At 56.8% G+C, this 12,947-nt stretch carries 14 protein-coding genes; 2 read left to right on the top strand and 12 right to left on the bottom strand.

The annotated features are described in order from the left end of the window. Positions 1–106: 106 nt before the first annotated feature. The 5 genes from ucpA to I6L53_RS06225 all read right to left on the bottom strand — a co-directional run bounded on the left by ucpA (position 107) and on the right by I6L53_RS06225 (position 3,570). A complete protein-coding gene (gene ucpA, locus I6L53_RS06245) occupies positions 107–898 on the bottom strand; it encodes an SDR family oxidoreductase UcpA (RefSeq protein ID WP_042317669.1) in 792 nt (263 codons plus the stop codon). 179 nt (positions 899–1,077) lie between these two features. Continuing rightward, positions 1,078–1,977: a Dyp-type peroxidase gene (locus I6L53_RS06240; protein WP_042317668.1), complete on the bottom strand. Its 900-nt coding sequence runs from the start codon at positions 1,975–1,977 to the stop codon at positions 1,078–1,080. Between the two features lie 95 nt (positions 1,978–2,072). Continuing rightward, positions 2,073–2,648: an RpoE-regulated lipoprotein gene (locus tag I6L53_RS06235; RefSeq protein ID WP_042317667.1), complete on the bottom strand. Its 576-nt coding sequence runs from the start codon at positions 2,646–2,648 to the stop codon at positions 2,073–2,075. 60 nt (positions 2,649–2,708) lie between these two features. After that, positions 2,709–3,158 carry a DUF2919 domain-containing protein gene (locus I6L53_RS06230; protein WP_042317666.1) on the bottom strand — a complete coding sequence of 150 codons (450 nt, stop codon included), beginning with the start codon at positions 3,156–3,158 and terminating at the stop codon, positions 2,709–2,711. After that, positions 3,145–3,570 (bottom strand): GNAT family acetyltransferase, encoded by a 426-nt coding sequence (locus tag I6L53_RS06225; protein ID WP_042317665.1) that lies wholly within the window; start codon positions 3,568–3,570, stop codon positions 3,145–3,147. The genes I6L53_RS06230 and I6L53_RS06225 overlap by 14 nt, the downstream gene beginning before the upstream one ends. A gap of 211 nt (positions 3,571–3,781) precedes the next feature. On the opposite strand from I6L53_RS06225, the gene amiA reads away from it, so the two are divergent. Both amiA and hemF read left to right on the top strand, forming a co-directional pair. Next, positions 3,782–4,651, top strand: a complete 870-nt coding sequence (gene amiA, locus I6L53_RS06220; RefSeq protein ID WP_042317664.1) for an N-acetylmuramoyl-L-alanine amidase AmiA — start codon at positions 3,782–3,784, stop codon at positions 4,649–4,651. 2 nt (positions 4,652–4,653) lie between these two features. Continuing rightward, positions 4,654–5,553: an oxygen-dependent coproporphyrinogen oxidase gene (gene hemF / locus I6L53_RS06215; protein ID WP_042317663.1), complete on the top strand. Its 900-nt coding sequence runs from the start codon at positions 4,654–4,656 to the stop codon at positions 5,551–5,553. Between the two features lie 114 nt (positions 5,554–5,667). On the opposite strand, the gene eutR is transcribed toward hemF, so the two are convergent. From eutR to eutH, 7 genes are read right to left on the bottom strand one after another with little or no spacing between them, the layout of a single operon-like run. Further along, entirely contained in the window at positions 5,668–6,720 is a 1,053-nt protein-coding gene (eutR, locus tag I6L53_RS06210) for an HTH-type transcriptional regulator EutR (RefSeq protein WP_042317662.1), read from the bottom strand. A gap of 47 nt (positions 6,721–6,767) precedes the next feature. Continuing rightward, a complete protein-coding gene (gene eutK, locus I6L53_RS06205; protein ID WP_042317661.1) occupies positions 6,768–7,274 on the bottom strand; it encodes an ethanolamine utilization microcompartment protein EutK in 507 nt (168 codons plus the stop codon). A 12-nt stretch (positions 7,275–7,286) separates the two neighbouring features. Next, positions 7,287–7,946 (bottom strand): ethanolamine utilization microcompartment protein EutL, encoded by a 660-nt coding sequence (gene eutL / locus I6L53_RS06200; protein ID WP_042317660.1) that lies wholly within the window; start codon positions 7,944–7,946, stop codon positions 7,287–7,289. Positions 7,947–7,955: 9 nt separating this feature from the next. Beyond that, positions 7,956–8,858 carry an ethanolamine ammonia-lyase subunit EutC gene (eutC, locus tag I6L53_RS06195; RefSeq protein ID WP_042317659.1) on the bottom strand — a complete coding sequence of 301 codons (903 nt, stop codon included), beginning with the start codon at positions 8,856–8,858 and terminating at the stop codon, positions 7,956–7,958. Between the two features lie 20 nt (positions 8,859–8,878). Then, the gene (gene eutB / locus I6L53_RS06190) at positions 8,879–10,240 is read right to left on the bottom strand and encodes an ethanolamine ammonia-lyase subunit alpha (RefSeq protein WP_042317658.1); all 1,362 of its coding nucleotides are present in this window, start codon (positions 10,238–10,240) and stop codon (positions 8,879–8,881) included. Between the two features lie 11 nt (positions 10,241–10,251). Continuing rightward, positions 10,252–11,655, bottom strand: coding sequence for an ethanolamine ammonia-lyase reactivating factor EutA (gene eutA / locus I6L53_RS06185; RefSeq protein ID WP_042317657.1), 1,404 nt, complete (start codon positions 11,653–11,655; stop codon positions 10,252–10,254). Continuing rightward, the gene (gene eutH / locus I6L53_RS06180) at positions 11,652–12,878 is read right to left on the bottom strand and encodes an ethanolamine utilization protein EutH (protein ID WP_042317656.1); all 1,227 of its coding nucleotides are present in this window, start codon (positions 12,876–12,878) and stop codon (positions 11,652–11,654) included. Before eutH ends, eutA begins: the two co-directional genes overlap by 4 nt. Between the last annotated feature and the right edge of the window lie 69 nt (positions 12,879–12,947).

The raw sequence follows: 12,947 nt of genomic DNA, 5'->3' as shown, positions 1-12,947 counted from the left end.
ACGAGTGTGAAAGGAGTAACGGTTTTATATACCGTTTACTGATTTGAAAGTTGAAAAGGGAATAAGAGAAAACCCCTCCTGAGAATCAGAAGGGGTTACGCGGCCGTCAGATGCCGACGCTGACGGTCTCCGGCAGTGTGCTGCCCCCATCAATCACGTTTTGTGTACCCGTGAGATAGCTGGATTCATCGGACGCGAGAAAAGCCGCCAGTTCACCCACTTCCAGCGGGCTGGCCAGTCGACGTAGCGGAATAGCCTTCGCCATCTCGGTCAGCACCGACTCCGGATCGGCCGGATTTGACTGCTGCGCAATGCTCTCTGCCATCGGGGTACGCACGTAGCCCGGGCAAATCGCATTCACGCGAATCCCCGACTGGGCATACTCTACCGCCAGCGATTTGGTTAGTCCCACAATCGCCGCTTTCGATAACGCATAGGCGGTTTCCCCGGGATCGGCCACCATGTCGCCGGTAACCGATGACATCATCACAATGCGTCCATCTTTACGCTTAATCATCTCCGGCAGAACGGCTTTGGTCACGTTCCAGACGCCTTTGATGTTCACATCAATGTGGAAATCGCGGTCCTCGTCAGTCATGTCGAGGAAGCTTCCCAGACGGCAAACGCCCGCATTGTTGACCAGAATGTCGATGCGGCCTTCCACCGCTTTCGCTTTCTTCAGCGCCGCTGCCACAGACGCGGGATTGGTCACATCCGCAATCACCGCCGTACAGCGATGCCCGCGGCCACCCAGTTCATCGGCCAGCTTTTCAATCTCATCGGAGATATCCAGCAAGATTAAGTTCGCGCCATGGCGTGCAAATACTTTGGCGATACCTTCGCCAATACCCTGTGATGCGCCCGTAATCAATGCTGTTTTGCCCGTGAGTTTACCCATTTCAATGCTCTCCTTGTGAAAATGGAGTCTCACACTCCATTAACACTGAAAATACAGTAAAAACAGATAAGTGCTGAGGAACAGCTCACTAATTAAGGTAAATCTTAGGTAAAAATAATCCCCGCCGAGGCGGGGACACTATTTTTATGCTGCCAGTACCGACGTGAGTACGCAGAAAATCACAGCGCCTGCAAACGATCCAGCGACGGCGCAAAGTAATATCCACCGGTCACTGGTTTGGTGAAGCGCAGCATGGCGTCACGTTTGCCGTCGGTGTCGCCAAACATGCTCAGCAATTGCTGTTCGATGTTGTGCAGACGCGCGCAATAGGCGCAGAAATAGAGACCGTGAGTACCGCTTGCCGTCCCGTACGGCAAGCTCTGGCGAACAATTTTCAACCCTTTGCCGTCTTCTTTCAGATCCACACGGCTCAGGTGCGACGTTACCGGACGGGAGTCGCCATCGATCTCTTCGTTGGCTTCTTTGGTTCGACCGATCATCATTTCCTGATCGTGAATGCTCATACGATTGAGCTGTTTCAGATTGTGTTCCCAGCGCTGAACAAAGACGTAACTGCCGCCGGCATCCACGCCGTCTTTGATGACCGCCACGTCGCGGCGCGTTTCTTCACCTGCCGGGTTTTCTGTGCCGTCAACAAAGCCGCTGAGGTCACGCTCTTCCACCCAACGGAACCCGTGGATCTCTTCTTGTACCTCAATACAGTCGCCAAAGGCTTCCATGGCCGCCTGGGCGACTGAGAAGTTGACATCATGACGCAGAGAAAGAATGTGGATTAACACGTCGTACTGCGTGGCCGGAGCCAGACCTTTACCGTAAGGGATAAAGTCTTTCAGCTCTTCAGCCCCCACCCCGCCGCTCAGGGCGCGCCAGGTTTTGTTGCCAAATGCCACAACCGCGCCCAGATGGGCATCCGGGAATTTGGTTTCGAAGGTCGCCAGTTTATCGGCGAACGCTTTGCTCGCCCCACGCAGGGCGTCAACGTCGCCTTTTACATTCGCTTCAATCCAAATCGCCGCACGGCAATGCTCTGGCAAAATGCCACTCTGAACCTGAGACATCATTCCTCCTGAAAAATGAGAATGCCACGCAATCGTGGCATTGATGAGCGTTATTTTACCCTGTTTTTACTTTCCAGGGTTTGTTCAGACGCAAATTAACGACGCCAGATAATTTTGCTCACCTTCCACGCTTTCAGCGTATCGTCTGGCGGCATTAGCCCTTCCGGTCCCTTCCATTCACCGGTAAAGAGATAGCTGATATGTTGGCTGCCTTCGGCTTTACATTCTACCGCGCTCTGCTCATCGTGGCTGGCAGGCTGACAATTGCCGAACGCTTTACTGTAGAGGTCGCTAAACGGTGTGCCAATGTCAACGCCTGCGTCGGAAGGGATCTTGCTATCCAGGACATCAATACGGCTGATGTTACCCTGCTCGCCGTGGATAACCATCGCCACCTTGTCACCGTTCATAGCTTCGAAAAAGCGTACCACATTGCCGTTCTCGGTTTTCATGCCACTGCGCAGGCGATAGTCGCCGTCCAGCGCATCAGCAATGGCTTGTTCATCCAGTGGCGTCGATGCCGTGAGCGCCCCAACGCCCTGCTCGGTCACCTCTGTCGATGAACCAAACCAGTTCCACGGATTAGCGGCGGACCAGTTTACCGACGACAGCGTCGAACAGCCGGTCAGTACCAGCGGCATGGCACATAACAATACACGCAGCGATTTCATCTCACTTCCTTTCTTTGATATTCAACGTTACCTGGAGTCCGGCTTCGCCAAAAAGTTCCGTTATTCTTTTTCCAGGGCAAAACAGGCACGCATTCGTCGGTTGGTCAGTAGCCAGAGAAGCGCCACAATATCGGCCACCACCAGCGCCAGGCCAACGCCGTTAACAGGGGAGCCATTGAACCACAGCACGGGCTGCCAGCAGAGCAGCGCCATCTGAGCCACCATCAGCAGCGGTCGCAACGCATGCCACAGACGTACAAAGGTGTAACGTCGTCCGCTGAGCAAAAACGCCAGCACCGCCGGAATGCCGGGCAGCAGTCCCAGCCAAAAGTTGTCGTGATCGGGATAAAACAGATTTAGCAGCGCGGTGCCCTGCTCGCGAGAGGAACCTGCGATCACAAACAGCACCCAGGTCCGCGCCTGGAGCAGCAGTACCAGCCAGAATAAAAAGGGCAGACGCAAATGACCGTGGTTGTCGTAATCAGCAGGATGAAACTCAGTATTCTTCATCTTCGATCAGGCGTTTCCCCAGACACAGCACGTCGGAATGCTCATAGCCGAGTCGCTCATACATCCCCAACACGACATCGTTATCTTCACGCACCATGATCTGAATCTTCGGGCAACCGCGGGCGATGAGTTTCTTCTCAAGTCGATTAAGCAGCGCATTGGCGATGCCGCGACCGCGAAATTCCGGATGCACACCGAGATAATAGGCCGACCCGCGATGGCCGTCATAGCCGCCCATCACTGTTCCCACCACTTCCCCGTTCACTTCTGCGACGAGAAACAGGCTGACGTCATGATTCACCTTCCGCTCGATATCCATTTCGGGGTCATTCCACGGCCGCAGCAAATCGCAGCGCTCCCAGAGGGTGATCACCTCTTCGAAATCTTCCTGGCGAAAAACGCGTATCTCCATGGTATTGAGACCCTTTTAGCCTTAAAAATAGTGATTATGGCGTGAACGACTGATTTAGCCAATATCTGACGCGAAACGGCGGAAAAAATGGCATAATAGCCAATTGTCACGTATTGAAATGAAAAGTAAAACAATTCTCAACATCAAGCGTCGTAACGGATTACGCGATACGATATAACATCGGGATTCTTTTTTTTACAACTCAGGCCGTATGAGCACTTTTAAACCGCTAAAAATTCTCACATCGCGCCGCCAGGTGCTGAAAGCCGGACTGGCGGCGCTGACATTAACAGGGATGTCGAACGCCTCAGCCAAAGAAGCTCCACTGAAAACCAGCAATGGTCACAGCCAACCCGCCACAAAAAAATCGGGCGGCAAGCGCATTGTCGTACTGGACCCCGGACACGGCGGTATCGACACCGGAGCCATTGGCCGCAACGGCTCCAAAGAAAAGCACGTCGTGTTGGCGATTGCGAAAAATGTGCGTTCAATTTTACGCAGCCAGGGGATCGACTGCCGCCTGACGCGCTCGGGCGACACCTTTATTCCTCTGTACGATCGCGTTGAAATCGCCCATAAGCACGGCGCGGATCTGTTTATGTCTATCCACGCCGACGGCTTCACCAATCCCAGCGCGGCGGGTGCGTCAGTGTTTGCCCTCTCCAATCGCGGGGCCAGTAGCGCCATGGCGAAATACCTTTCCGATCGCGAAAACCGCGCCGACGAAGTGGCCGGCAAGAAAACGACCGACAAAGATCACCTGCTACAGCAGGTACTATTTGACCTGGTACAGACGGATACCATCAAAAACAGCCTGACGCTGGGTTCGCATATTCTCAGGAAGATCAAGCCGGTACATAAATTACACAGCCGCAGTACGGAACAGGCGGCGTTTGTGGTGCTAAAATCACCCTCAATCCCCTCGGTGTTGGTGGAAACGTCGTTCATCACCAACCCGGAAGAAGAGCGACTGCTGGGCACCACGGCTTTTCGCCAGAAGATTGCCACCGCCATCGCCAACGGCGTGATCAGCTATTTCCACTGGTTTGATAATCAGAAAGCACACTCGAAGAAACGTTAATCATGAAACCCGATGCTCTACGCGTAAAACAGTTCCTGCTGAACCTGCAGGATGCCATTTGCCAGCAGCTCACCGCCATTGACGGCGCGGAGTTTGTTGAGGATAGCTGGCAGCGTGAAGCGGGCGGCGGTGGGCGCAGTCGGGTGCTGCGTAACGGCGGCATCTTCGAACAGGCTGGGGTCAATTTTTCTCACGTACACGGCGACGCTATGCCAGCGTCAGCCACCGCGCACCGCCCGGAACTGGCAGGACGCAGTTTTGAAGCGATGGGCGTATCGCTGGTCGTGCATCCGCTCAACCCCTATATTCCCACCAGCCATGCCAACGTACGTTTTTTTATTGCCGAAAAACCAGGTGCCGACCCGGTCTGGTGGTTTGGCGGCGGCTTCGACTTAACGCCTTACTACGGCTTTGAAGAAGACGCCGTCCACTGGCATCGTACCGCGCGCGATTTGTGCCAGCCGTTTGGCGATGATGTCTATCCGCGTTACAAAAAGTGGTGCGACGACTATTTCTTCCTCAAACATCGCAACGAACAGCGCGGCATCGGCGGGTTATTTTTCGACGACCTGAATACGCCGGATTTTGACCACTGTTTTGCCTTCATGCAGGCCGTAGGTCAAGGTTATACCGAGGCGTATCTGCCGATCGTTGAGCGTCGTAAGGCGATGCGCTGGGGTGAACGTGAGCGAAACTTCCAGCTCTATCGCCGTGGCCGTTACGTGGAGTTTAATCTGGTGTGGGATCGCGGCACCCTGTTCGGGTTACAGACCGGTGGACGCACGGAATCCATTCTGATGTCAATGCCGCCGCTGGTTCGCTGGGAATATGACTGGCAGCCGGACGCCGACAGCCCGGAGGCCGCGCTGCGCGATTTTATTCAGGTACGCGAGTGGGTGTGACGCATTACCCCCAGGTCTGAGGACGTTATTAATGCCGGATGGCGGCTTCGCCTTATCCGGCCTACGGGGTCTGTCTTTGTAGGCCTGATAAGCGAAGCGCCATCAGGCACGCCACTACATCCACTGGCGCATGCGCTGGTGCAACGTCAGCGACGGCTTCTCGGCGAACAGTTGCTGGTAGTCGGTAGCGAACTGCCCTAAATGCCAGAATCCCCACTGCATTGCCGCATCCTTGACCGTGGTACTCTGCGACCACGGGCTGATTAATTCCCGTCGCACTGCATTCAGGCGGATCCGCTTCAGCCATGCATTCGGGCCAATCCCTAAAATGGCGTGAAATGCGTTCTGCAACGTACGACGGCTGACGTGGAGCTGGTTGCAGAGGTCGAGTACCGTCAACGGCTCCGACATATTGTCCAGCACATAGTCCCGCGCCCGGGAGAGCAGTTTGCGGTAGCCCTGATGGCTGATGCTCTCCGCCGAATTGATGGGTCGCGCGTCCTCCAGCATCATGCCCATCGCCAGCAGCAGATTATCCCCCAGCACCTTACGCACTGCGGGTTGATGAAGATTCTCCGGGCTCTCGCTAAAGGTCGCCAGCGCCTGCTGGACAAAGCCCCACAGCGCCGCCTTGTGCTGCTCTTTGACCTCCAGCGCCGACTGGTTGCGCAGCATATGCAGCACCCTTTCCGGATTATGTAAGAACTGTGCCTGACGGGAAATCACATCTTCCGAGATAACTACCCCGAGAATCGTATAATCATCCGGCGTGCTCAGCTCGAACTCAGTCCCCCCGGGGCGAGTCGCAATCTCGGCGCTGCCAAGACACTGGGCGCCAATAAATCCCTGCTCGCCGCGCGTGGCCGGAATGCCAAACCAGAACGAGTTCGGCCATACCAGGCAAGACTGACGCAGCGCCAGTCCGGTGTATTCGCGAAAAACCTGGATATCATCGAGCAGGATTTCCGTGAATTCGCCATGAAACTTCCCCGGATGAAGCTGATCGTAAATCTGCTGCCAGGCGGTGATCGTCAGGGCGTGCTCATAAACATCCGTGGTCCGCCGCTGGTGAACGTTATCCACTTCAACCTTTGGCGTAAGTTTAACGTCTTCGGGTAACGCTTCATGATAAAGATGGTGCAAACTGGCTGAACGGGTCTTTTTCATGATCTTTTATGCCGGACGCCTGGTAAGACGTCCGGCCCTCCGACAGGTTAATTTTTTAAGCGATAGCGACTACTGCGTTTACGCAACGCCCCGTCAGTAAAGAGTTGTTCCAGCGCGTTTCTGGCCTCTTCAAGCGGCCAGCCAAAGTGCGCGGCGACCTCTCCCGCCGTCATCCCCTGACGCACTGTGGCGAGTTGTGCCAACAGCGCATCGGCGAATTCAGACCGCGCAGGCGCTTCAGGCGTCGGCGCTTTCTTCTGCTCAGAGGGTTTCGACGCCCGCTTAAATCCGCCGATCAGCCACTGGGTATCGTCTTCTGGCCGACCAATCTCTTTGCGGCTGATGACGCGACCGGTCCGCTGTGCCGCGGCGCTTCCAGCATCCAGCGCCGCGCGGCACGCCGCCAGATCGCCTTCCACCACCAGCGTCACCTTACCCGGGTCAAGCACTTCATGGCTCAGCAGGTTGACATTGGCGGCTTTCAGCATGGCATCCGCCGCGTCAACGGCGGCAACCATGCCCTCCACTTCCAGTAGCCCCAGTGCATTGATCATCGATGACCTCCGTTACGCGCGCTGAACAGGGTTACGGGCGATATCCAGAACCGCATCGGCAAAGGCATTGCAGGCGGCTTTACAGGCAGCCTGGCTGCCGGTTAAAAACGCCGCCGAGTAGTTGGTTTCCGACGGTGGCGGCACGTAGGTCACCAACTGGACATCGGCAGATTTCATCGCCGCATCAATGCCATACGTCGCTTCCAGCGGCGGTGCCACCAGATAGGCCATCGGATCGCCCAACGCAATGCCTGCCGTTGACGAAAGATAAGAACCGGTACGCGACACCACGTGCGCCAGAAACGCCGTGTTTTCTGCATCGTTCGCCCACTGGAACGCCGCGCCGCCTTCGATATGGGCGACCATCGCATCCAGACCGGCGCGCACTTCCGCCGGGTTCGGCCCCCCCAACATAATCAACACTTCACCCGCGGTCGGTGACGGCCCGTGGGCCGCCCCGGCATACAGCGAACGGCCATACACCACTTCAACCATCGCCTGTTTTGTCGCTTCGTCTGCGGCAATATACGTGACGTCATCAGAATCTGCCGTGATGAGACCGAGGCTACGTATATGCGGCGGTAATTTAAGTTCGCGTGCAAACCCATCGTTCACGGAAGCAATCACGCGCATCGCGCTGACCGAGGGTCGAATCAAATCTAATGCTGGCATGATGCCTCCTTAACGGGTCATATTGATGCCGGACGCTTTCTGCTCCAGCATACGTTTGGCCAAATCCACGATCACAGCAGCCGCTTCTACCGGCGGCGTGCCGCCCTGGTGGATGTTGGAAATACAGGTACGGTCGGCCTCCACGGTGGTCGCCACCTTCGGTGAATAGACCGCATAGCAGGAGAGACTTTCTGATTGCCCCAGCCCCGGACGTTCACCGACCAGCAGAATCACCACCTTCGCACCGAGGATCTCGCCGATCTGGTCTTCAATCTTCACGCGACCATAGCGGACAAAGAACGGCGTCCCGACCTTCAGCCCGGCCTGCTTCAGACCGGACAGCAGCGGCGGCAGGATCTCCTCGTAGTTCGCGGTGATCGCATCGGTAGACAGGCCGTCAGATACGACCACCTGCACATCCGGACTCATCACGCACTGCGATTTCAGCGCCTCAATGGCTTCCTGGCTCAGTCGACGCCCCATATCCGGGCGCGTCAGGTAGAGATTTTTGTCGCTGATTTCCGAACGGACCTCCAGCAGCCCCTGGGCTTTCACCCACTCTTCCGGCACTTCTTTCAGTACGGTGTCTTTCGAGCGCGAGTGGTCGGCGAGAAAGCGCAGCAGCGCCTGAGTACGCGGACGCGGACCGGCACGTCCGGTGCAGACGCGCGCCGCGGTACTGCGCCGCAGTTCAGTCAGCACCTCGGCACGGTGCGGATTCTCCACGCCAATCCACGCTTTCGCTTCGGCGGAGCCCAGATCCAGCGCACAGCTTTCTGCGGTGGACGGTGCCGCGCACTGTGGCTGGTTGCAGGACTGCGGCGACGGGGCGGCGGTCTGTGGCTGCGGCTGTGTCTGTCCCATTGACGCCATCACGCTGCGTACAATTTCTTCAATCTGTTTTTGATCCATTGTTTGTCATCCCCGCGTCATCAGAAGAACAGTGACGGATCGCCCGCCCGTTTGGTCAGGCGACCATTTGCCATAATGCCCATCGTTTCCAGCCAGCGCTCAAATTCCGGAGACGGACGCAGATTCAGTAACTGGCGTACGGTCGCGGTATCGTGGAAAGCGGTCGTCTGGTAGTTGAGCATGATGTCGTCGCCAAGCGGCATACCCATGATGTAGTTACAGCCCGCGGTGGCGAGCAGAATCATCAGGTTTTCGTTGAGGTTCTGATCGGCATCGGCATGGTTGGTGTAGCAGCAGTCACAGCCCATCGAGATGCCGCTCAGCTTGCCCATAAAGTGGTCTTCCAGACCGGCACGAATGATCTGCCGGTCGTTATAGAGATACTCAGGCCCGATAAAACCCACCACGGTGTTTACCAGGAACGGATCGTAGTGGCGCGCCAGACCGTAGTTGCGGGCTTCCATCGTCACCTGATCCGCGCCGAAGTTCGCCCCGGCGGAGAGCGCCGAGCCCTGTCCGGTTTCGAAGTACAGGCAGTTTTCCCCGGAGATCCGGTTAAACTCCGCGCCTACCGCACGCGCTTCGTCCAGCATTGCCAGTTCCACGCCGAACTCTTTCAAGCCTTTTTCGCTGCCGCAGATACTCTGGAAGATAAGCCCCCCCGGCGCGCCGCGACGAATCGCTTCAATCTGAGTGGTAACGTGTGCCAGCACGCAGCCCTGGGTCGGGATGTTGAACTTGTCGATCACCCCATACACCGTGTCCAGTACGCGGCTTAAGTTCTCCACGTCATCGGTCACCGGGTTGACGCCAATTACCGCATCACCGGCACCGAAAGAGAGTCCTTCATAGATTTGTGCGGCAATACTCTGCACATCGTCACGGGTATCGTTCGGCTGTAGACGACAGCTGAAGGTGCCCGGAATACCGATCGTGGTGTTGGCCTTTTTGATAACCGGCATTTTCTTGCCGCCGTAGATCAGATCGGCGTTAGAACAGATCTTCGCCACCGCGGCCACCACTTCCGAGGTCAACCCTTTACGCGTAAAGGCAATATCATCAACCGAGGTTTCATCGCTCAGCACGTGCTCACGCAGCTCACTGATGCTCCAGTTCTTAATGCGGTTGTAGGCCGTCTCGTTGACGTCGTCCTGAATCAGACGCGTGACGCAGTCCTCTTCATAGGAAATCACCGGGTTGTTGCGAATATCCGCCACCGTCATTTCCGACAACACCTGTTTCGCCGCCACGCGCTCCTGCGAACTTTGCGCCGCGACGCCGGCCAGCACATCCCCCGAACGCAGTTCGTTGGCTTTCGCCAGCACCTCTTTTACATCCTTAAACTGATAAACATTGCCGAACAATGTGGTCTTTAGTTTCATAAGTCGTTCCCTCAGGAAGGAAATGCGAGTGATTTCACCGTCACCGGCACAACCGATCCGCCAAACAAAGGCGTACCAATGTCGATATAGTCGCCCGCCCGGACAATCACTTCGTCAATGACCGCCAGCGGGAGTTGCTGTAACTGTGGGCGCAACAGCATGCCCAGCGCTTTACCAAAGTCCTGCTCGGCCACCACCAGCAGGGGATGCGGATTCGGATAACGCGCGATAAACGCGAGCAGCGCGTCGATGACCGTAAGTAATGCGGCATAACGCACCGGCAACGAGGCGGGAAGCGCCAGTACGTATGCGTCAGTCTGTGGATCCAGATCGAGCTGCATCAGCGCCTGTTGCCACGCGCTCACCAGATCGGCGTCATCCACCGGGATCGCCACCGGCAGATTGCGCAGCGGAAGTTGAACCCCTTCCAGCCAGATGGTGCTGCCGGAGAGCGAAAGCGTGTGCGCCCCCGCGCCAATCACCGTGGCGCGCACGGTTTGCGCCGGGAACTGCACGTTCATCTCGCGCAAACGCGGATGCTCATGCAGCGCCGTCGCTAACAGCGGCCCAATATCAGAAAAACAAAACGGGTCGGCAGGAAGGTTGCGATAGCACTCCCCCACGCCGCCGGACAGGGTGATGACTTCCGGTTTCGCCCCCGCCGGCAGTAACCCGGTTTGCATCAGCGTTTGTGCCAGCGGCGACAACGTACCGTCGATCACTTCCACGATCAGACTCGCCATCCGCTGCGCGACCAGTCCCAACTGTGAGACGGTCAGTGAACGGGCGTCGGTACCGGCGCCGAATACCTCGTCGACAATCTGCTGTCCGGGTTGATGGGCATGCACAACGCGTCCCTGACCGTCGGTCTCCAGCAGACGGCCGCCAACGTTCAGACAGGCGGTGCCGCTCACCTTTCCGGCATCGAAAAGGGCGTAATTCGAGGTGCCACCGCCGATATCAATATTCAGTACCCGGCACATCCGTTGCTCAGACAAGGTTTGCGCCCCGGCACCATGACCGGCAATCACCGATTCCAGATGCGGTCCGGCACTGGCGACCACAAAGTCGCCGAGCGACTGGGAGAGCGTCATCACCGCCGGGCGCGCGTTGCGGGTTTTCGCACTCTCACCGGTGATGATGATCGCGCCTGAATCGACCGATTCCGGCGCGATCCCCGCCGCCTGATACTGTGCAAGGATCAGCGCTTTAAGTTCGTCCTCCCGTAACCCGCCCTGCTTATCGACAGGAGTAAAGAAGACCGGGCTTTGCCAGCTAATGTCGCGTTTAATAAATTCGTACCGGGGCACCTGCGACACAGCCGCACGGTTAACCAGTTCCAGGCGCGAGAAGATCACCTGAGTGGTCGTGGTGCCGATATCGATACCGACGCTCAGTAGCTGGCGGGTGTTCACGATTGCGCCTCCACTTCCGTTTCTGCCGGAACGTTTTCATCTTTTGGCACCAGCATCATGGCTACGCCAATCGCCGTCACACCGCCAATCAATTTGCCGACAATCATTGGGAAGATCATGGCGTTCATGTTGGCAGCCGCGAAGCCTAAGTGGTCGCCCAGCGCGAAGGCCGCGGAGACAGCGAAAGCACAGTTGATCACTTTGCCGCGGGTATCCATTTGTTTCATCATGCCGAACATCGGGATGTTGTTCGCCAGTGTCGCCACCATGCCACCTGCTGCCATATTGTTGATTTTCAGCAGGCTGCCGACGCGCATCAGCGGCTTCTCAAACCAGCGGGTCAGCAACAGCACCATCGGATACGCCCCGAGCAGCACGCAGGAGATGGAACCAATCACTTCAATGGCGCGCATCACTTCACCGGGAGTGTCGCCAGGCGCCATGAAGATCGGGTCAAGTCCAGGGATCAGCTCCCAGCCCAACAGGAACTTAATGACTGCCGCCGCGAGGCCAATGGTGATCAGCGCGACGAGGAATTTCGCGAAAATCTGGAAGCCGCTGATCATTTTTTCCGGGATGAATTTCAGCCCCAGCGCCACCAGCACGGCGACGATGATCACCGGAATCATGTTCATCAGGATCAATGCGAAGGTGAACTCGACAGGCTGCCCGTTGATTTCAACCCCCGAGTACATCGCAACCAGCCCCCCGGCGATACAGCCGATAGGGATCGTGACAATACCGGCCAGCACGCCAAGCGCCAGATAACGGCGGTCGGACGGCTCAATAATGCCCAGCGCAACGGGGATAGAGAACACGATGGTTGGCCCCATCATTGCCCCCAGAATCAGCCCGGAATAGAGCCACGCCGCCACATCGCCACCCGCCAGTTCTTTGGCGAGGAAGAAGCCGCCCATATCACAGGCCAGCAGCGTTCCGGCGAACATAGACGGGTTCGCGCCAAGCATTTCATACAGCGGAATAATCACCGGTCCGAGCAGTTTGGCTAACACCGGTGCCAGCGCGGTCATACCGACCATCGCCAGTCCCAGTGCGCCCATCGCCATAAATCCTTCTTCGAACTGACCGCCGGATCCCTCGATGCTTTTGCCGAACTTTCCAAGGAAGCGCGCTGACCCGCCGAACTGTGACAGGATCCTGTCAACGGCGGCAATCAGCATAAAGAACATCATGATGTACATGATGATTTCGTTAATTCCCATACCCTTGTCTCCATTTGCCAGGGTCTTCGTAGGCCTGATAAGCGCAGCGCCATCAGGCAATGATGCCGC

It is taken from the genome of Citrobacter farmeri (assembly GCF_019048065.1).
Classification (GTDB): Bacteria; Pseudomonadota; Gammaproteobacteria; order Enterobacterales; family Enterobacteriaceae; genus Citrobacter_A; species Citrobacter_A farmeri.
Note: the sequence above shows the minus strand (reverse complement) of the source record. Positions and strands in the feature narration are given on the sequence as shown.

Bases quoted from the DNA above. Each gene is read 5' to 3' on its own strand.
- I6L53_RS06225 (WP_042317665.1), bottom strand. From the start codon at position 3,570: ATGGAGATACGCGTTTTTCGCCAGGAAGATTTCGAAGAGGTGATCACC.
- hemF (WP_042317663.1), top strand. From the start codon at position 4,654: ATGAAACCCGATGCTCTACGCGTAAAACAGTTCCTGCTGAACCTGCAG.
- eutR (WP_042317662.1), bottom strand. From the start codon at position 6,720: ATGAAAAAGACCCGTTCAGCCAGTTTGCACCATCTTTATCATGAAGCG.
- eutB (WP_042317658.1), bottom strand. From the start codon at position 10,240: ATGAAACTAAAGACCACATTGTTCGGCAATGTTTATCAGTTTAAGGAT.
- amiA (WP_042317664.1), top strand. From the start codon at position 3,782: ATGAGCACTTTTAAACCGCTAAAAATTCTCACATCGCGCCGCCAGGTG.
- eutL (WP_042317660.1), bottom strand. From the start codon at position 7,946: ATGCCAGCATTAGATTTGATTCGACCCTCGGTCAGCGCGATGCGCGTG.
- I6L53_RS06230 (WP_042317666.1), bottom strand. From the start codon at position 3,158: ATGAAGAATACTGAGTTTCATCCTGCTGATTACGACAACCACGGTCAT.
- eutC (WP_042317659.1), bottom strand. From the start codon at position 8,858: ATGGATCAAAAACAGATTGAAGAAATTGTACGCAGCGTGATGGCGTCA.
- eutH (WP_042317656.1), bottom strand. From the start codon at position 12,878: ATGGGAATTAACGAAATCATCATGTACATCATGATGTTCTTTATGCTG.
- I6L53_RS06240 (WP_042317668.1), bottom strand. From the start codon at position 1,977: ATGTCTCAGGTTCAGAGTGGCATTTTGCCAGAGCATTGCCGTGCGGCG.
- eutK (WP_042317661.1), bottom strand. From the start codon at position 7,274: ATGATCAATGCACTGGGGCTACTGGAAGTGGAGGGCATGGTTGCCGCC.
- ucpA (WP_042317669.1), bottom strand. From the start codon at position 898: ATGGGTAAACTCACGGGCAAAACAGCATTGATTACGGGCGCATCACAG.
- I6L53_RS06235 (WP_042317667.1), bottom strand. From the start codon at position 2,648: ATGAAATCGCTGCGTGTATTGTTATGTGCCATGCCGCTGGTACTGACC.